We start from the raw sequence: 16,675 nt of genomic DNA, 5'->3' as shown, positions 1-16,675 counted from the left end.
TTCTTCTGAATTTATTTCAGAATTTAAGTATTTATTTATTTTTACAAAGATACAAAGTTGTTAAGGTTATTACTTTTATTGAATAAACTTTTTACCTTTGACAAATATTAAATTTTTATGAATTTTAAAGTTAGAAATGCAACTGAAAAAGATTTAGAGGAAATTTTAGAAATTGTAAATTATAATATTCTAAATACAACTGCTATTTATGATTATGAACCAAGAACTTTGGAACAGCAAAAAGCAATTTTTGACGAGAAAACAAAAGCAGATTTTCCGTTAATTGTCATTGAAATTGATAATGAAATTGCAGGTTTTGGAACTTATGGTACATTTCGTTTTAAAGAAGGTTATAAATTTACAGTGGAACATTCTGTTTATGTTTCTATAAATCATCAAGGAAAAGGGCTAGGAAAGCTTCTTCTTGCTGAATTAATTGAATTAGCCAAAAAACAAAAACGCCACACCATGATAGCGGTTATTGATGCCGAAAATCAAAATAGTGTGGAATTTCATAAACAATTTGGGTTTAAAACTGCCGGAATCATTAAAGAATCTGCCTTTAAATTTGACAAATGGCTAGATACTGTTTTTATGCAATTACTGCTATAAATTTAAAATTTTACTTTTCCTGTTTTTAAATATTCTATTGCATTTTCAATTGATTTTTGGGAAGCTCTTTCTACGATTAGTTTATAATTTCTTTCTGAATAATCAGATTCACCAGTGGCGTAAAATTCGGCAACAGATTTTTTAATTATCTTATCATAAATCTTTACTCTACATCTCACAGTGCTCTTTTTCTTATCAGAATTACCAATGTTTGCAGAATAACTAGTGTTGTGAGAATCTTCGAAAAAAGCTGTAATTTTCACATCTTCAATTGAAATTATATAATCGAAATCAGTGGTGTCAAAAATTGTTTCAATATCTGAATTACCATCTAAAATGGTTACACTTTTGTATAATTGCTTTGATTTTAATTCTGCCTCGAAACTATCGATAAAGTAAGCAGAATACACATTTTTAGTTTGAAAATTTTTCTCAAACTCTTTATCAAATTCATATAACAGGACATTGTTTCTTGAAATTAAGGCTACACTTTTTGATCCATTGGTAATCGATTCTGGTGTTTTCTTTAACTCTTCAATGTATGTTTTTGAACAAGAAGAGCTAATCAAAAGGACTAGAAACAAACAGAAAACCTTAAATAATCTAATCATATTAAAAATAATTTAGTTTATCCTTCAATCCATTTTATAACAGAAGCATCAGTTGGCAATGTTCTTGGCGCGATCACTTTTTCTAATTCACCGTTTTCATTAATCAAATATTTTTGAAAATTCCATTGAACTTCACTGTCTTCTAATCCGTTTTTACTTTTCTGTGTTAAAAATTGATACAATTTATGCATGTCACTTCCTTTTACTGAAATTTTTGACATCATAGGAAAAGAAACACCGTAATTTTGCTCACAAAAAGCAGCAATTTCTTTATCTGTTCCAGGTTCTTGAGAACCAAAATTATTGGCAGGAAAACCAACAATTACAAAATTTTTGTCTTTGTATTTTTCATAAATAGCTTCCAAATCTTTGTATTGAGGCGTTAAACCACATTCTGAAGCTGTGTTTACTACCATGATTTTCTTTCCTTTTAAGGTAGAAAAATCAAATTCAGCACCATATAAATCAGTAACTTTAAATTGATAGATATTCTCTTTTGTCATAATTGTTGGGTTGTTTGCAGCAACTGTAGCTACTTTTTCTTGAGCTTTATTTTGACAGCTAAATAAAAGTGTAGTTAATACAATTGCAATGAATGAATTTTTCATGAGTTTTCTTTTTTATTTCAAATATACACAATCAAAAGTTTTCTCCTTGTTAACAAATGATAAATTATTCTAAAAAACGAAAGCTTTATGTACCTTTGCAAAAATTACATTTATGTCAAACAATTATATTGGATATCATTTTACAATAAGTCCAAAAGAATTAGGAAGCGAAATATTAGTAGCAGAGTTAGAAGATAAAGCTTTTGAAAGTTTTATGGAAACAGAAGAAGGAGTTTCGGCTTATGTTCAAAAAGAATTATGGTCTGAAGACATTTTAAATGATGTTTCCATTTTAAGTAATGAAGAATTCAAAATATCATATAAAGTTGAAGAAATTGAACAAGTAAACTGGAATGAAGAATGGGAAAAAAACTTCGAAGCTATTGATGTAGATGGAAAATGTCATGTTAGAGCACCTTTTCATGCTAAGACAGATGCTGAATTTGATATTGTTATTGAACCAAAAATGAGTTTTGGAACAGGTCATCATGAGACAACTCACATGATGATTCAACATTTGTTAGAAATTGATGTTACTAATATGAAAACCCTAGATATGGGTTGTGGCACAGCTATTTTAGCTATTTTAGCTGAAATGAAAGGAGCAAAACCTATTGATGCTATTGACATTGATAATTGGTGTTATTTGAATTCAATAGAAAATGCTGAACGTAATAATTGTTCTCAAATTACAGTTTATGAAGGTGATGCTGAACTTTTAAAAGGAAAAAAATATGATTTAATCATTGCAAACATCAACAGAAATATATTATTGAATGACATGCAGCAATATGTAGATTGTTTAAATCCAAAAGGAACAATTTTATTTAGTGGATTTTATACTGAAGACATTCCGTTTATAGATGAATCATGTACCTCAAAAGGATTAACATATGTTAAAAAGTTTGAAAGAAACAATTGGGTATCTTTAAAATATGTAAATTAGCGTTAACAAATTCAAGAATAAAACAAAACATATAACCTATTACCCATAACCCTTTACCAAAATAGAAATGAGTACTAGAGAAAAAATACAAGAAGAAGTTGACGTCCTAGAAGATTATGGACTAAACAACGAAATAGTTTTATATAATGATGATGTCAATACGTTTGACCATGTTATAGACACTTTAATAAGAGTTTGTGAACACACAAGTGAACAAGCTGAACAATGTGCTATTTTAGTACATTATAAAGGAAGGTGTACCGTTAAAACAGGAAGTTATGATGAACTCAAACCACAATGTTCCTCTTTATTAGAAGCTGGCTTGAGTGCTGAAATAGAATAAAAAAATCCCTTTCAAATTGAAAGGGATTTTTTATTTAAATCTTTTATAATATTATCTTCTAGTAAATACCGTAATATCTACTGAATCATCATCAGGATCAGTGTATTTTAATTTTAATGTAGTATCTGTTAATTCTAAAATTTCTGATGTGTATGTTTCACCTGAATCTGTTATAGTTAAATTATTTCCACTTCTAGCCCATGCAGCTTCATAAATAGATTCTTCACAAACAACACTTCCAAAAGTTTCATAATAGAAATCTTTTATAACACCACCAGCTAATATTTGAACATAATCCTTATTACAATCTGCTGTGTGTTGATAAGCCACAAGCTCTCCTGTAAAATTTGTTTCTTGAGAATATTCCCAACTTCCTTCGATTGAAGCTTCCTTATCATCATCTTTATTACAAGATACTAACGTTACTGTAGCTGCTAAAAATAACAATACTAATTTTTTAAATTTTTTCATTTTTTGTTTTTTTATTGATTAATTCCGGCAAATATATATTTTTTATTTAAACAAAAAATAGTTCATTGTTAATTTTATTAACAAAAAAACACTTACCAATAGTAAGTGTTTTTTAATATTAAACATATAAAATATTTTAACTCATTTTTCCAATTGCGCAACTCACATAAGATTTAGCTTTAGAGCCTAATGAATTATTTTCTCCATCTTCAGGATAACCAGCTTTTTTGAGTGATTCTTTTACTTTTTCAAGAATAATTTCAGTACAATTTAATGTAATTAAACTTTCGTCTACATTGACAATAATATCCGAAACTCCTTCTATCTCTTTTAATTTATTTGCAATTGTATTGGCACAACCACCACATTTTAAATTTTGAACGTATATTTTATTTTCCATGACTTTATAATTTACACAAAAATACAAAAACAGAAAACTTAAATGTGTTACAAAAGTTACTTTAACAGTTAATTAATGCGGTAATTTATCTTTTACAATCCCGTAAATGAAATTACCCAAAAGAGCTCCAACTAAAACCACTAAAATCGGAATTATTCCTACTCCCAATAAAACGAATATTGGGCCAGGACAACATCCAACTAAAGCCCAACCTAAACCAAACATTATTCCGCCAATAATATATCTAAAAGAGGCTCTTTCTTTGTCTAAAATCTCAATAGTATGACCTTTATAGTCTTTAATATCTTTTTTCTTTAGAAATCGAATACCAATTACTCCTGTAAAAATAGCCGTAAAAATAACGCCATACATATGAAAGGATTGAAAGTGAAACATTTCATATATTCTATACCATGAAATAGCTTCTGTCTTGGTTAAAACAATTCCAAATATAAATCCCACAAGTAAAAATCTAAATATCTTCATTTTAAAATAGTAAAGGAATTATGAAATATGAAGTAATTAATCCACCTATAAAAAAACCAATTACGGCAATTAATGAAGGAAGTTGTAAATTACTTAAGCCCGAAATTGCGTGTCCAGAAGTACATCCACCGGCATATGGAGTTCCAAAACCAATTAACAAACCTCCAATTAATAAGATTGAAAATCCTTTAGGTGTTTGCATAGTTTCCATACTAAAAATAGCATCTGGAACAATTTTTCCGTTTGGAGCATCAATATTTAAGGCATGTAGTTGCTCAATTGTTTTAGGATTAATTTTAACTATATTTTCACTGCTTAGAAATTGTGTGGCAAAATAACCTCCTAGAATTGCTCCTAGAACCATCGCTAAATTCCATTTTTGTTCTCTCCAATCAAAATCAAAATATTGACTAGCTCTTTTTGCTCCTCCGATTGTGCAAAGGGTTCTTAAGTTAGAAGACATTCCGAATGATTTACCAAAATAAACCAATGCTAACATTATCATACCAATTAGAAACCCAGAAATTGACCAATGCCAAGTTCCATATATAAAATCCATATAGTAAATTTTAAGCAAATATAATTAATGTATTCAATTCCATAAACATTTATTACTTTTATAGCGTTATTAATTTAAAAGAACAGAATGGAAAAGTTTAAAATCGAATTAAAATGGGCTATTATATTTTCAATAGGCTTATTAATTTGGATGTATTTTGAAAAAACAATGGGCTGGCATGATGAAAAAGTAAAATTTCAACCTATTTATACTATGCTTTTTGGAATTATTTCTATTTTAATTTATGTTTTGGCTTTACAAAATAAAAAGAAAACTTATTACAACAACAAAATTGATTGGAAACAAGGTTTTTTATCGGGAGCCATCCTTTCCTTGCTAGTTGCTATCTTTACTCCTGTTGTTTTGTACATTACATTCGAATATATTTCTCCAGATTATTTTACAAACATCATCAATTATAAAATTAAAAATTCTAAGATGACTTTAGAAGATGCTGAAAAATATTTTTCTCTATCAAATTATATGTATACAAATACTTTTTCGACCTTATCCAATGGGATTGTTATAAGTGCTATTATTTCATATTTTATAAAATCTAAAACCAATTAACATGAAAAAATTAATTTTAATTTTCACAATTATTTTTATTACTTCATCATGTATAAGTACAAAGTCAACTATTAAAAATATTGATAATGATGCAATAAGACCAATGATTAAGAATGGGATGTTTGTTTTTACCGAATATGCTACCGATTCAAAATATGGCGTTGATGCAGATTATCCAGTAAATATTGGACTTATTAGTGAAAGATCAGAAGAATCCTTCATCAACTATTTTTTTAAGGGACTTGAAGGTCCAAATGGAGAAAATATTGAATTTAAAAAAATAGATACCTGTTGTCCGTTTCCAACTTTACATTCTAATATGGGAGCAGGATTATTATATATGTATGAAGTAAATTTAGAAGGTTCGTCAAAAAAACAGACATTCTATTTTAATATATTTGAAAAGGGAAACATAGTTTGTCCTAAAGGTTTTAAAATTAGAAAAATTGAATAAGAAATTAAAATTATCCTAATGTAACATAAGTAACCTTTTAAACTTCGGATTAGAAGGTTTTTCTTTTTATCTTTGCAACTTCAAAAACAACACATTATGAACATAAACAATATTCCACAAATAAAGCATACAACTAGTGGTAATTTCTTTCTTTTAGCTGGTCCTTGTGCTATTGAAGGTGAAGAAATGGCAATGAGAATTGCAGAAAAACTAGTATCAATTACTGATAAATTAGAAATTCCATTCGTATTTAAAGGTTCTTTTAAGAAAGCTAATCGTTCTAGAATTGATAGTTTTTCTGGAATTGGAGATGAAAAAGCTTTAAAGATTTTACAAAAAGTTTCAAAAGAATTTGGAGTTCCAACGGTAACTGACATTCATACTAATGAAGATGCTGCAATGGCAGCCGAATATGTAGATATTTTACAAATTCCAGCCTTTTTAGTTCGTCAAACAGATTTAGTTGTAGCTGCAGCCAATACAGGAAAAACAGTAAACTTGAAAAAAGGACAATTCATGAGTCCTGAAAGTATGAAACATGCTGTTCAGAAAGTATTAGATTGTCAAAATGAAAACGTTATGGTGACAGATAGAGGAACCATGTTTGGCTACCAAGACATGATTGTAGACTTTAGAGGAATTCCAACCATGCAACAATATGCAACTACTGTTTTAGATGTAACGCATTCTTTACAACAACCCAATCAAACTGCTGGTGTAACTGGTGGTCGTCCAGATATGATTGAAACAATAGCAAAAGCTGGAATTGCAGTTGGTGTTGACGGAATCTTCATTGAAACACATTTTGATCCTGCAAATGCAAAAAGTGATGGAGCAAACATGTTGCATTTAGATTATTTCGAAAACTTAATGACAAAGCTAGTAGCCATTCGTAAAACCGTAAATCAATTTTAATTTTTAATACTATAATGAAGCAATCATTTTTAATGGTTGTACTAACTTTTTGTGTGTTTTCACAGTACACCTTTTCGCAAGAAACAGTCGAAAATCCTGAAAAATACACGGCACATAACAAAGGTAAATTTTATGTTTATTGGGGTGGAAATAGAGAAACTTTTTCTAAATCAGACATCCGTTTTAAAGGAGCAGATTATGATTTTACATTGTATGATGTAGAAGCACATGATAAACCAAAAGGATGGCATACAGATTATATCAATCCGGCAAGAATGACTATTCCTCAAACTAATTTTAGAATGGGTTATTTCATTAACGATCATTACAATATTTCTCTTGGTGTAGACCACATGAAATATGTAATGTATCAAAACAAAAGAGTTGATTATTCAGGAAATTATCCAAATCCTGGAACATATAACGAAAATCCTATAGGAAATCAATTGACTTTAGATGAACAATTTCTGACCTTTGAACATACAGATGGTTTGAATTATGTTAATACTGAAATTGCTCGTGTAGATGATATTTCAAAATTATTTAAATTACCTAATACAGATAAGTTTCAAGTGAATACAGTTGGTGCGGTTGGAGTTGGATTATTATTTCCTAAAACAAATGCAAAAGTACTTTCAAAAGACAGACACGATGATTTTCATGTTTCTGGATTTGGAGCTTCTGCTAAAGTGGGTTTAAACTTTACTTTTTTCAAACACTTTTTTGTACAAACTGAATTAAAAGGAGGTTATATAAATATGAACGATATTAGAACAACTACTTTAAGCGATGATACTGCAGAACAAAAATTTTGGTTCCTGCAACGAATAATTGTTCTTGGTGGAATTTTTAGGATTTAATCATTGAAAAACTAAAAAAAAGTCGCTTTATTAATTTAAAGCGACTTTTTTTTTATAATTTACTGATAAAGTTACTATACAAATCTTTGTATTGGTAACCCGAATCAACTCTGTTCTTGGTTAATTTCTTATATTCTACTAAAGCCCAAAGAATAAATTCTTTCATAAAGTAAGCATCTTCTTTTGAAGTCTCAGGTTGGTATTTTTTTACTAGAGTATCTAAAGGTTTTACTTCATCTAATATTTTTTGATATTCTGTATTACTCTCATCATCTAGTAATTCAAAACCGCTTTCGTTGAAAAACCATTCTAATAAATCCGTATAAGCATTTTTCTCATTTTCCTTTTCTAATTTTTCAATCTTTGGAAAATATCCTGGAAATAAAGTATGAATCGCATCGCCAATTAAAAATTGAGCAACTGTTGCAGCTCCTTCTTGTTCACCTTCATAAACTAATTCTACTTTTCCTGTGATGGCTGGAATAATTCCAATAAAATCTGATAATCTTACGGTAGTTTTTTCTTCTCCAGCTAATAAAGCTCTTCGTTCTGCTGTTGAAATTAAATTTTCAAAAGCTGTAATGCTCATTCTTGCAGAAACGCCACTTTTAGCATCAATAAACTCACTGTCTCTGGCTTCAAAACTTATTTGTTCTAATAAATCTTTCGCTAAACTTGGTACGTAAACAGTTTCTGACTGATTGTCATCCAATTTAGATTCTTGTTCCGTAATAGTTCTTGCAATTCCTATACTTTCGGGATAATGGGTTAATATCTGCGAACCAATTCTATCTTTCAAAGGTGTTACAATGCTTCCTCTATTGGTATAATCCTCTGGATTAGCTGTAAAAATAAATTGCAAATCTAAAGGCATTCTCAGTTTAAAACCACGAATTTGAATATCACCTTCTTGCAAAATATTAAACAAAGCTACTTGAATACGGGCTTGTAAATCAGGTAATTCGTTAATCACAAAAATACAACGATTTGCTCTTGGAATCATCCCAAAATGAATCACTCTTTCGTCAGCATAATTAAGTTTTAAATTCGCAGCTTTTATTGGATCAACATCACCGATTAAATCGGCAACCGTTACATCTGGCGTAGCTAATTTTTCAAAGAAACGTTCGCTTCTATGTAACCAAGTAATTGGAGTTTTATCACCTTTTTCTTCAATTAAATCTTTAGCAAATCTTGAAATTGGATTTAATGGATCATCATTAATTTCTGAACCTTCAACAACCGGAATATATTCATCTAAAAGTTCAATCATCTTTCTAGCCAAACGAGTTTTAGCTTGACCACGAAGTCCTAATAAATTAATATTATGTCGCGACAGAATAGCTCTTTCCAACTGAGGAATAACGGTATTTTCAAAACCGTGAACACCTTCAAAAGTAACATCACCTACCTTTATTTTGTTGCGCAAATTAGTTCTTAATTCGTCTTTTATGTTTTGGGATTTGTATCCTGATTTTTTTAATTCTCCTAATGTTTTTATGTTTTTCATATATAATTTTATAATGTGTGCTTATTTTTTTTTATTTTTTGGAACACAGATTTAAGAAATTTTAAAAATCTATGTAATTTTTAAATTGTGAAAACTATCGAATCTTCTTCTTCCTATTGGTTTCATAATCCTGAAAAATCATTTCTCCTAAACCTTTCAAACCGGTATAAAATGCTTTTCCTTGATTGGCTTCTGTAAAATGATTCACAAATTGTTGTAAATAAGGATCTTTGGCAATCATAAACGTAGTAATTGGAATATGTAATTTTCTAGCTTGAGCAGCTTGATTGTAGCACTTATCAACAATATATTGATCTAAACCGTTACTGTTCATGTAATATTCACCATTTTTCTCCCGAACACAACTTGGTTTTCCATCGGTTATCATGAAAATTTGCTTGTTGGTGTTTCGTTTTCGTCGTAAAATATCCATAGCTAATTGCAATCCAGCTACAGTATTAGTGTGATAAGGTCCAACTTGTAAATAAGGTAAATCTTTAATTTTAATGGTCCACGCATCGTTTCCAAAAACTAAAATATCTAAAGTGTCTTTTGGATATCGTGTTGTGATTAGTTCGGCTAAAGCCATCGCTACTTTTTTGGCTGGCGTAATTCGGTCTTCGCCATAAAGAATCATGCTGTGTGAAATATCAATCATTAAAACCGTGCTCATTTGCGATTTATGGTGACTTTCCTCTACAATCAAATCGCGTTCCGTTAGCATAAACTCTCCTACCCCATTATTGACTTGTGCGTTTTTAAGACTTTCGGTTAATGAAATTTGTTCGACTGAATCTCCAAAATTATATTCCCGAAAATCACCTGTTTGTTCATCTCCTTTTCCAGATTGTTTTGATTTGTGATTTCCTGATGCTGATTTTTTAAGATTGCCGAAAATTTGATCTAAAGCCGATTGACGAATAGCTCTTTCGGTTTTAGAAGTAATTCCCATTCCACCCGTTCCGTCAGGTTTTAGTTCTTCTCTGATGTATCCTTTTTTCTTTAAATCTTCTATAAAATCATCAATTGTATAATCTGGAGTTGTTAATTTGTATTCCATATCCAAATTACGTAACCAATCAATAGCTTCATCAAAATCTCCAGAAGTATGGATTATTAATTCTTTAAAAATAGTAAATAACTTATCGAATGGTGATTCGTAAGGTGCTTCATAATTTTTAAAATAGAATCCTGATTTGTTCACTTTATTCATAGGTATAAAATTAAGAATAAATGATTAAAGTAAATTATAACGAGTATTAATGTTTAGTTAAAGATATAAGGCCTTGACTTCCAATAAAACCTCATTTAAAACTTTATTATCAATGCTTTTTAGGTTAACATATCGCAATGAAGTAACCAATTTCCTGTCTTTATCAATCATTTTATCTTTATGTCTTTTTAAAAGATGCCCTTTCATAAAACACAAATCAATGGCATTTTCTTTTTTTAGTACATTTAGATAACAAAATGGTTTCTTCTTATAATAATAAAATGGCATATGCCATTTAAAAAGCAATTCAACTTCAGGAATAACCTGTTCAACAACAGCAAATAAATGCAAGATTATAGCTTGATAATGTTCAGGTTGTTTTAAGATGTATTCTTCAGCTGGTTTCATTTTTTATTGCTTTACTTCTACTTGATTAGTTTTTTTACGAATAAGTTTATTGCTATATTTAAATAACAAAAAAGCTAAAAAACTAGCAATTACAATTATTACAATCTGTCCTAAAACATAACCAGTTTCTTCACTTCTACTTACTACGTCTACTGGAATTTTTCCTGAAATCATACTATAAATTGTTCTAGCAATAGCTACAAAAATGTATAAACTCATTCCTTTTAATATGTATCCTAAAATTTTCATTTTTCTTTTTTTTCAAAAATAGTCAAAAAAAATAGTTCATCATTGAAAAATATTTATTTACTTTGCAATTCAAAGTACTTTATAATGGAAAACGAAAAATATCTTCAAGACATTGCCGAAATAAAAAACATGATGAACAAATCTTCTCGTTTTTTATCATTGAGTGGTTTATCCGGAATTTTAGCTGGTTTTTATGCTTTAATTGGAGCTTTTTTGGCTAATAATATTATTAAGTACACATATGATTCAAGATACATAATTGTTAGAGGTCAATCTAATCCTATAACAATTGAAAGTGCTATCAAGCAACTTTTTGTAATTGCAGCAGCAGTTGTAATTCTTTCCATCATTACGGGAATACTATTAAGTAGAACAAAAGCTAAAAAATTAGGAGAAAGTCTTTGGGATGTTTCTTCAAAACGATTGGTGGTTCAATTTGCAATTCCGTTAATTAGCGGTGGATTATTTTCTTTAGCACTACTCTATCAAGGATATTATGGCTTGATTGCTCCTGTCACGCTAATTTTTTACGGTTTAGCTTGTGTAAATGCAAGTAAATATACATTAGGTGATGTGAAATATTTAGGTTTAACCATGATTTTGATAGGATTAATTTCGACTTTCTTCATTGGCTACGGCTTATTTTTCTGGGCAATTGGATTTGGCTTTTGTCATATTGGATATGGATATGTCATGTTTAGAAAATATGATAGAAAATAAGGATTGAAGATTGTTTAAAATTTAAAATTGTAACCTTTTAAACTCACAACGTCTTAACCTTTAACAGATACTGAAACGAGTTCAGCATTAATTATGAAAAACATCATACAAAACATAAACAAAGCATTTGATCACAGGATTCGTCTTGGGATTATGTCTGTATTGATGGTCAATGAAAGTGCTGATTTCTCAACTTTAAAAGAACTGTTAGGTGTTACTGACGGAAATTTGGCCAGTCACGCAAAAGCTTTGGAAAATGAAGAATATATAACGGTAGAAAAACAATTTATTGGTAAGAAACCAAACACAAGTTATATTGCTACAAGAGAAGGACGAATTGCCTTTAAAAATCATATTGAAGCCCTTGAAAAATTAATCTCAAAATCATAAAACCTTTTTTTTATCTATTTACTTTGAAATTCAAAGTACTTTTAATTACTAAATTATGAAAGAAATCATCATCGAAAAATTGTACAAAATCGTAAAAGTTCCTTATGAATTTTTATTCAAAAATGCTTCTCCTTGGGAAGTTAGTATTTCAGAATTTATTAACCTTCCTGAAGAAAGTTTAGGATTTCATTTAGGTTGTTTGTTACTGAAATATAACCTTGAACCACAGCCAAAACTTGAAGAACACGATATCTATCATGTGTTAACTGATACTGGAGTTTTAGTTACAGATGAAATTAACATGCAGTTTTATTTATTGGGAAACGGTAAAAAATCACCTTTTGTGTTTATGGTTATTGCAACTGGACTTCTTTTCTACCCTTTTAAAATCAAAACTTACATTGAATCTTATAAAAAAGGCAAAAAAGCTCATCAATTCTATCACTTAGATTTTTTAAAAATGTTACCTATTCCATTAAAAACTATAAAATCTACTTTTAATATTCAATAATTATGCAAACTATTTTTCAATTGTATCAATCGAACAAAAGGCTCAATAATTTATTATTCGCTTTTGGCTTTTTTTGCCTTTGCTTATCATTAATTCGAGTCAAAATAACTACTTCAATTTACTTGATGTTTCTGATTTGGAATCTATTTTTAGCTGTAATTCCTTTTCTATTAACAAGTTATTTAAAAACTATAAATCCATTGGATAACAAATTCAAAAACGGAATAATCGTTTTAATTTGGTTGTTGTTCTTGCCTAATTCTTTTTACATCATAACAGATTTTGTGCATTTATCCTTATCCAGTTCTTACACTTTTTGGTATGATTTATTGCTGATTAGTTCATATGCAACTCTTGGTTTTTTATTAGGAATCATATCCTTACAAGATTTTGAAAAATCACTTTCAGCCAAATTCAGTTCCTTACTACTATCAATTTTAGTTTTTAGTATTTCAATTTTATCAGGTTTTGGAATTTATTTGGGAAGAGTTCTTCGTTACAACAGTTGGGATATTTTACAAAATCCTATTGATCTACTTACAGATTTATTAGACATTTTTTTTACAACAAAATCATTAGGATTTTCAATCTTGTTTGGTTGTTTCATCTATTTTATTTTTCGAATTTCAAACTATTTCACAATAACTATTAATTAATAACATCATGGAAGAAATATTAAAAAACCCGTTTTATCAAAAAAATTATATTCCTATTTTATCCTTTACAATTGGGACAATCCTATTGTCATTATATGCAATAACTAAAATTGATATGTTACCAATTATTGGACTTTTCTATATCTATTTAGCTCTATTTATTAATTTTTGTTATCTAATTGCTATGATAATTCTACACTTCATTGAAAAGCGAAATAATCAAGAAACATTAATAAGAATAGGAATTGCCTTATGTAATATTCCAATTACTCTTTTTTATATGTATTTAGTTTTTAACGTAATACATTAACCACAAAACCTTATAAACTTTTAAACACATAACCTTTTAACCATTAAAAAAAACACCATGGAAAATCAAACACAGTTACCTCAACAAAAGCCTTCGTTCTTTCAATCTAACACAGCCAAAATGATTATGGTTGGATTGCTTTGCCTCTTCTTGTTAATTCCCTTAGAATTAGTAAAAGGACTAATTTCTGAACGTTCACAACGTAAAAAAGAAATGACACAAGAAGTCAATACACTTTGGGGTTCAAGCATTAAATTTTATGGGCCAATTTTGAGTGTTCCTTATTATGAATCTTATAATGTTGAAGATACAAAACACAATGTTACAATTCAGACTAAAAAAGTTATTAAAACAGCTTATTTTTTTCCAGAAACGCTAAATAATTCTTCTGTAATTAAGAAAAGTAAGCCTTTAAAAAGAGGTTTGTATGAAAATGTTGTCTTTACTTCAACTATGGATTTTGATGGAAGTTTTAGCAAACCAAATTTTGAAAAACTAAATATTGCTCCAGAAAATATTATTTGGGAAAAAGCAGCTGTTATTATCAACACCACTAATTTAAAAAGTATTAAAAGTGATTTAAATATCAGTTTAAACAATACTAAATACGCAATTGAATCTAGTAATTTAAAAGTATCTTCAAAATTTGGAACCTTAAAATCGGATAGTTTTAATTTTAATGAAATTCAGAAAGAAGGTGAAATTAATTTCAACTTTCAAATGAAGTTCAACGGAAGTGAGAGCGTTCAATTTATTCCGATTGGAAAAACAACCAATATCAAATTAGATTCAGATTGGGATTCACCAAGTTTAATAGGAAGTTTTGCAGCCAATGAAGAAAATAAGAAAATTGACAGTACAGGATTTCATGCAGAATGGAAAGTTTTAGAAATCAACCGACCATTTTCACAACAATATGAAGAACAAATCCCCAACTTAAACGACTATTTATTTGGTGTAAAATTATTGGAAACTGTAGATCAGTACCAACAAAACGAAAGAGCTTCAAAATATGGCTTTTTGGTAATTGGATTAACGTTTTTAGTCTTCTTTTTGATTCAATCGATTAGTAAAATCAACATTCACATTTTTCAATATACTATGATTGGGTTGGCTTTAGTGATGTTTTACACTTTATTGATTTCGATTACAGAACATTCTACTTTCTCGATAGCTTATATAATTGCTGCGATTAGTGTCATTATAATGATTACACTTTATTCGATTTCGATTCTAAAAAACAAAAAATTTCCTTTCTTTATCGGAATTTCATTAACCGCATTGTATGCCTTCATATTTGTAATTATTCAATTAGAAGATTATGCTTTATTAGTTGGAAGTATTGGTTTATTCGCAATTCTTGGAGCAGTGATGTATTTTTCTAAAAAGATTGATTGGAATAATTAGAATAGATTTTCGGATTTTCGGATATTGGATTTTCGGATAAAAAAAAACCACAGATTCATATTTTAAATTTGTGGTTTTTGTTTTTATTTATTTCCGTTGGTTAAAAACCAAACGGCAATGAGCTGATCCATTTTCGAAAAATCAAATAATCTAAAAATCGAACAATCTATTTCCCATCTACATAATCTTGCAAATAGGCAAAACGTTCGGTTAATTTTCCGTTTTCTGTTACTCTTGCTCTTGCTAAAACGCCATCTTTATCCTCATTAAAAAATGCTGGAATTACTCTTTCTAAAAACACTTCGCCAAAACCTTCACTGGCATCTTTTGGTAATTCACATGGTAAATTATCAACGGCCATAACTACAACGGCTGATGGATGTGTAAATGGAACTTCTTTATCTTCACTTGCTAAATATCCATATAAAGGTTCAGCAATAGTACTTGGACGAATTGTACAAGCTACTGGTCCATCAATATCACATGAAATATCTGCTACAACTTTAAGTTTGCATTTTGAAGATTTAAGCATTTCTTTACTTAAGATAATTGGTGCTCCGTTTCCATAAAAATGTCCAGCCATGAAAACATCTGACATATTGGCAAACTTTTCAAAATCAGATTCATATTCTGATGGATTATTATAAAAATCAAGTTTTTCTAAAACTTGTCCGTCTTTTCTTTTGTTATAATCTAAAACATCAATAAAAGTATAAACAGGAACATCATATCTTTTATTCAAATAATCTTCTACAGAAACCTCTTTCATTTTCATTGCATCCAACATTTCTTTGGCACCATGAGCTACTTTTCCGCTTCCTGTTAAAACGATTTTTATATTTGGAAGTTGATTTCTTTTTAATCGTTCAATCAATGTTTTTTGATCAGGTAATGTTTCAGCTTTAGCTAAATTGAACAATTCGTATTTCATTCCGAAAGCTCTAATTCCGTTATAAGCACCAACTATTCCTGCATAACGACCAAAACCAATTAAACGGTGATTTTTTTCATTTACTATGGTTTCATGATCATATAATTGGATGTTTTTCTCTAAAATAGCTAAAAGTAAACTACGATTATAAGGCTGTTTTTTTATAGTATGTGAAAAGAAAAAATAATTTTTATCCGCAATTAAAGCATCTAAAGGAACTTCCTTAACTCCAATTAAAACATCACAATCAGTCATATCAGATACAACTTCAAAACCTTTTTCTTTGTATTGTTCATCCGTAAATATCCTTACATCAGAAGATTCAACTTTAATTTCAGCCTGAGGAAATTCATTTTTAAAAGCTTCTAATCTAAATGGAGAAAATACCACTCTTCTATCAGGTGGGTTTTTACGTTCTTTTATGATTCCGAATTTCATTTTATACAGGATTTTGTTCAACTACTTTCGAGGTAAACTTATTATTAATTTTAAGTCTACAAATATAGCTTTTGAATAACTAGTAACAAAAGATTTT

Annotated in this window: 24 protein-coding genes; 13 read left to right on the top strand and 11 right to left on the bottom strand. The window is 29.0% G+C overall.

Annotated features, from left to right (window positions below):
• Positions 1 to 117: 117 nt before the first annotated feature.
• A complete protein-coding gene (locus G507_RS0104625) occupies positions 118 to 612 on the top strand; it encodes a GNAT family N-acetyltransferase (protein WP_026716386.1) in 495 nt (164 codons plus the stop codon).
• Positions 613 to 614: 2 nt separating this feature from the next.
• On the opposite strand, the gene G507_RS0104620 is transcribed toward G507_RS0104625, so the two are convergent.
• Positions 615 to 1,223 carry a hypothetical protein gene (locus tag G507_RS0104620; RefSeq protein WP_157496487.1) on the bottom strand — a complete coding sequence of 203 codons (609 nt, stop codon included), beginning with the start codon at positions 1,221 to 1,223 and terminating at the stop codon, positions 615 to 617.
• 17 nt (positions 1,224 to 1,240) lie between these two features.
• A complete protein-coding gene (locus tag G507_RS0104615) occupies positions 1,241 to 1,831 on the bottom strand; it encodes a glutathione peroxidase (RefSeq protein ID WP_035665615.1) in 591 nt (196 codons plus the stop codon).
• Positions 1,832 to 1,943: 112 nt separating this feature from the next.
• On the opposite strand from G507_RS0104615, the gene prmA reads away from it, so the two are divergent.
• The gene (gene prmA, locus G507_RS0104610; RefSeq protein WP_026716383.1) at positions 1,944 to 2,777 is read left to right on the top strand and encodes a 50S ribosomal protein L11 methyltransferase; all 834 of its coding nucleotides are present in this window, start codon (positions 1,944 to 1,946) and stop codon (positions 2,775 to 2,777) included.
• 67 nt (positions 2,778 to 2,844) lie between these two features.
• A complete protein-coding gene (locus tag G507_RS0104605; protein ID WP_026716382.1) occupies positions 2,845 to 3,120 on the top strand; it encodes an ATP-dependent Clp protease adaptor ClpS in 276 nt (91 codons plus the stop codon).
• 51 nt (positions 3,121 to 3,171) lie between these two features.
• Here G507_RS0104605 and G507_RS0104600 read toward each other — a convergent pair whose 3' ends face one another.
• From G507_RS0104600 to G507_RS0104585, 4 genes are all read right to left on the bottom strand, one after another.
• A complete protein-coding gene (locus G507_RS0104600) occupies positions 3,172 to 3,591 on the bottom strand; it encodes a lipocalin family protein (protein WP_026716381.1) in 420 nt (139 codons plus the stop codon).
• Between the two features lie 136 nt (positions 3,592 to 3,727).
• Positions 3,728 to 3,991 carry a heavy-metal-associated domain-containing protein gene (locus G507_RS0104595; RefSeq protein WP_026716380.1) on the bottom strand — a complete coding sequence of 88 codons (264 nt, stop codon included), beginning with the start codon at positions 3,989 to 3,991 and terminating at the stop codon, positions 3,728 to 3,730.
• A gap of 72 nt (positions 3,992 to 4,063) precedes the next feature.
• The gene (locus tag G507_RS0104590) at positions 4,064 to 4,477 is read right to left on the bottom strand and encodes a DUF6691 family protein (RefSeq protein WP_026716379.1); all 414 of its coding nucleotides are present in this window, start codon (positions 4,475 to 4,477) and stop codon (positions 4,064 to 4,066) included.
• 1 nt (position 4,478) lies between these two features.
• Positions 4,479 to 5,036 carry a YeeE/YedE family protein gene (locus tag G507_RS0104585; RefSeq protein WP_026716378.1) on the bottom strand — a complete coding sequence of 186 codons (558 nt, stop codon included), beginning with the start codon at positions 5,034 to 5,036 and terminating at the stop codon, positions 4,479 to 4,481.
• An 87-nt stretch (positions 5,037 to 5,123) separates the two neighbouring features.
• Here G507_RS0104585 and G507_RS0104580 point away from each other — a divergent pair, with 87 nt between their 5' ends.
• From G507_RS0104580 to G507_RS0104565, 4 genes are all read left to right on the top strand, one after another.
• Positions 5,124 to 5,606 (top strand): DUF4199 domain-containing protein, encoded by a 483-nt coding sequence (locus tag G507_RS0104580; RefSeq protein WP_026716377.1) that lies wholly within the window; start codon positions 5,124 to 5,126, stop codon positions 5,604 to 5,606.
• A gap of 1 nt (position 5,607) precedes the next feature.
• The gene (locus G507_RS0104575) at positions 5,608 to 6,060 is read left to right on the top strand and encodes a hypothetical protein (protein ID WP_026716376.1); all 453 of its coding nucleotides are present in this window, start codon (positions 5,608 to 5,610) and stop codon (positions 6,058 to 6,060) included.
• A 96-nt stretch (positions 6,061 to 6,156) separates the two neighbouring features.
• Positions 6,157 to 6,975, top strand: a complete 819-nt coding sequence (gene kdsA / locus G507_RS0104570) for a 3-deoxy-8-phosphooctulonate synthase (RefSeq protein ID WP_026716375.1) — start codon at positions 6,157 to 6,159, stop codon at positions 6,973 to 6,975.
• A gap of 14 nt (positions 6,976 to 6,989) precedes the next feature.
• Positions 6,990 to 7,835: a hypothetical protein gene (locus G507_RS0104565; RefSeq protein WP_026716374.1), complete on the top strand. Its 846-nt coding sequence runs from the start codon at positions 6,990 to 6,992 to the stop codon at positions 7,833 to 7,835.
• Positions 7,836 to 7,887: 52 nt separating this feature from the next.
• Here G507_RS0104565 and G507_RS0104560 read toward each other — a convergent pair whose 3' ends face one another.
• The 4 genes from G507_RS0104560 to G507_RS0104545 all read right to left on the bottom strand — a co-directional run bounded on the left by G507_RS0104560 (position 7,888) and on the right by G507_RS0104545 (position 11,215).
• Positions 7,888 to 9,345, bottom strand: a complete 1,458-nt coding sequence (locus tag G507_RS0104560) for a MoxR family ATPase (RefSeq protein WP_026716373.1) — start codon at positions 9,343 to 9,345, stop codon at positions 7,888 to 7,890.
• A gap of 94 nt (positions 9,346 to 9,439) precedes the next feature.
• Positions 9,440 to 10,558, bottom strand: a complete 1,119-nt coding sequence (locus G507_RS0104555; protein ID WP_026716372.1) for a vWA domain-containing protein — start codon at positions 10,556 to 10,558, stop codon at positions 9,440 to 9,442.
• A gap of 57 nt (positions 10,559 to 10,615) precedes the next feature.
• Positions 10,616 to 10,966, bottom strand: a complete 351-nt coding sequence (locus G507_RS0104550) for a DUF1801 domain-containing protein (RefSeq protein WP_026716371.1) — start codon at positions 10,964 to 10,966, stop codon at positions 10,616 to 10,618.
• Between the two features lie 3 nt (positions 10,967 to 10,969).
• Positions 10,970 to 11,215: a hypothetical protein gene (locus tag G507_RS0104545; protein WP_026716370.1), complete on the bottom strand. Its 246-nt coding sequence runs from the start codon at positions 11,213 to 11,215 to the stop codon at positions 10,970 to 10,972.
• Positions 11,216 to 11,299: 84 nt separating this feature from the next.
• On the opposite strand from G507_RS0104545, the gene G507_RS0104540 reads away from it, so the two are divergent.
• The 6 genes from G507_RS0104540 (at position 11,300) to creD (ending at position 15,209) form a co-directional block, all read left to right on the top strand.
• Positions 11,300 to 11,935: a hypothetical protein gene (locus tag G507_RS0104540; RefSeq protein ID WP_026716369.1), complete on the top strand. Its 636-nt coding sequence runs from the start codon at positions 11,300 to 11,302 to the stop codon at positions 11,933 to 11,935.
• Positions 11,936 to 12,028: 93 nt separating this feature from the next.
• Positions 12,029 to 12,325: a winged helix-turn-helix domain-containing protein gene (locus G507_RS0104535; RefSeq protein ID WP_026716368.1), complete on the top strand. Its 297-nt coding sequence runs from the start codon at positions 12,029 to 12,031 to the stop codon at positions 12,323 to 12,325.
• Between the two features lie 55 nt (positions 12,326 to 12,380).
• Positions 12,381 to 12,836 carry a hypothetical protein gene (locus G507_RS0104530; protein WP_026716367.1) on the top strand — a complete coding sequence of 152 codons (456 nt, stop codon included), beginning with the start codon at positions 12,381 to 12,383 and terminating at the stop codon, positions 12,834 to 12,836.
• A gap of 125 nt (positions 12,837 to 12,961) precedes the next feature.
• Complete coding sequence (locus G507_RS16430; RefSeq protein ID WP_051191489.1) at positions 12,962 to 13,492, top strand: DUF1361 domain-containing protein; 531 nt, start codon at positions 12,962 to 12,964, stop codon at positions 13,490 to 13,492.
• 7 nt (positions 13,493 to 13,499) lie between these two features.
• On the top strand, positions 13,500 to 13,802 hold the full coding sequence (locus G507_RS17615; RefSeq protein WP_157496486.1) for a hypothetical protein: 303 nt from the start codon (positions 13,500 to 13,502) through the stop codon (positions 13,800 to 13,802).
• Between the two features lie 57 nt (positions 13,803 to 13,859).
• Entirely contained in the window at positions 13,860 to 15,209 is a 1,350-nt protein-coding gene (creD, locus tag G507_RS0104520; RefSeq protein ID WP_026716366.1) for a cell envelope integrity protein CreD, read from the top strand.
• Positions 15,210 to 15,375: 166 nt separating this feature from the next.
• Here creD and G507_RS0104515 read toward each other — a convergent pair whose 3' ends face one another.
• Positions 15,376 to 16,578 carry an NAD(P)-dependent oxidoreductase gene (locus tag G507_RS0104515; protein ID WP_026716365.1) on the bottom strand — a complete coding sequence of 401 codons (1,203 nt, stop codon included), beginning with the start codon at positions 16,576 to 16,578 and terminating at the stop codon, positions 15,376 to 15,378.
• Positions 16,579 to 16,675: the final 97 nt, after the last annotated feature.

The organism is Flavobacterium gelidilacus DSM 15343 (genome assembly GCF_000422685.1).
GTDB lineage: Bacteria > Bacteroidota > Bacteroidia > Flavobacteriales > Flavobacteriaceae > Flavobacterium > Flavobacterium gelidilacus.
Note: the sequence above shows the minus strand (reverse complement) of the source record. Positions and strands in the feature narration are given on the sequence as shown.

Excerpts from the sequence above, each read along its gene's own strand:
- G507_RS0104565 (WP_026716374.1), top strand. The coding sequence starts at position 6,990 with ATGAAGCAATCATTTTTAATGGTTGTACTAACTTTTTGTGTGTTTTCA.
- G507_RS0104515 (WP_026716365.1), bottom strand. The coding sequence starts at position 16,578 with ATGAAATTCGGAATCATAAAAGAACGTAAAAACCCACCTGATAGAAGA.
- creD (WP_026716366.1), top strand. The coding sequence starts at position 13,860 with ATGGAAAATCAAACACAGTTACCTCAACAAAAGCCTTCGTTCTTTCAA.
- G507_RS0104615 (WP_035665615.1), bottom strand. The coding sequence starts at position 1,831 with ATGAAAAATTCATTCATTGCAATTGTATTAACTACACTTTTATTTAGC.
- G507_RS0104585 (WP_026716378.1), bottom strand. The coding sequence starts at position 5,036 with ATGGATTTTATATATGGAACTTGGCATTGGTCAATTTCTGGGTTTCTA.
- G507_RS0104620 (WP_157496487.1), bottom strand. The coding sequence starts at position 1,223 with ATGATTAGATTATTTAAGGTTTTCTGTTTGTTTCTAGTCCTTTTGATT.
- G507_RS0104595 (WP_026716380.1), bottom strand. The coding sequence starts at position 3,991 with ATGGAAAATAAAATATACGTTCAAAATTTAAAATGTGGTGGTTGTGCC.
- G507_RS0104550 (WP_026716371.1), bottom strand. The coding sequence starts at position 10,966 with ATGAAACCAGCTGAAGAATACATCTTAAAACAACCTGAACATTATCAA.
- G507_RS0104540 (WP_026716369.1), top strand. The coding sequence starts at position 11,300 with ATGGAAAACGAAAAATATCTTCAAGACATTGCCGAAATAAAAAACATG.
- G507_RS0104600 (WP_026716381.1), bottom strand. The coding sequence starts at position 3,591 with ATGAAAAAATTTAAAAAATTAGTATTGTTATTTTTAGCAGCTACAGTA.
- G507_RS0104530 (WP_026716367.1), top strand. The coding sequence starts at position 12,381 with ATGAAAGAAATCATCATCGAAAAATTGTACAAAATCGTAAAAGTTCCT.
- G507_RS17615 (WP_157496486.1), top strand. The coding sequence starts at position 13,500 with ATGGAAGAAATATTAAAAAACCCGTTTTATCAAAAAAATTATATTCCT.
- G507_RS0104545 (WP_026716370.1), bottom strand. The coding sequence starts at position 11,215 with ATGAAAATTTTAGGATACATATTAAAAGGAATGAGTTTATACATTTTT.
- G507_RS0104535 (WP_026716368.1), top strand. The coding sequence starts at position 12,029 with ATGAAAAACATCATACAAAACATAAACAAAGCATTTGATCACAGGATT.
- G507_RS0104625 (WP_026716386.1), top strand. The coding sequence starts at position 118 with ATGAATTTTAAAGTTAGAAATGCAACTGAAAAAGATTTAGAGGAAATT.
- G507_RS0104590 (WP_026716379.1), bottom strand. The coding sequence starts at position 4,477 with ATGAAGATATTTAGATTTTTACTTGTGGGATTTATATTTGGAATTGTT.
- G507_RS0104605 (WP_026716382.1), top strand. The coding sequence starts at position 2,845 with ATGAGTACTAGAGAAAAAATACAAGAAGAAGTTGACGTCCTAGAAGAT.
- G507_RS0104560 (WP_026716373.1), bottom strand. The coding sequence starts at position 9,345 with ATGAAAAACATAAAAACATTAGGAGAATTAAAAAAATCAGGATACAAA.
- G507_RS0104575 (WP_026716376.1), top strand. The coding sequence starts at position 5,608 with ATGAAAAAATTAATTTTAATTTTCACAATTATTTTTATTACTTCATCA.
- kdsA (WP_026716375.1), top strand. The coding sequence starts at position 6,157 with ATGAACATAAACAATATTCCACAAATAAAGCATACAACTAGTGGTAAT.
- G507_RS16430 (WP_051191489.1), top strand. The coding sequence starts at position 12,962 with ATGTTTCTGATTTGGAATCTATTTTTAGCTGTAATTCCTTTTCTATTA.
- G507_RS0104555 (WP_026716372.1), bottom strand. The coding sequence starts at position 10,558 with ATGAATAAAGTGAACAAATCAGGATTCTATTTTAAAAATTATGAAGCA.
- prmA (WP_026716383.1), top strand. The coding sequence starts at position 1,944 with ATGTCAAACAATTATATTGGATATCATTTTACAATAAGTCCAAAAGAA.
- G507_RS0104580 (WP_026716377.1), top strand. The coding sequence starts at position 5,124 with ATGGAAAAGTTTAAAATCGAATTAAAATGGGCTATTATATTTTCAATA.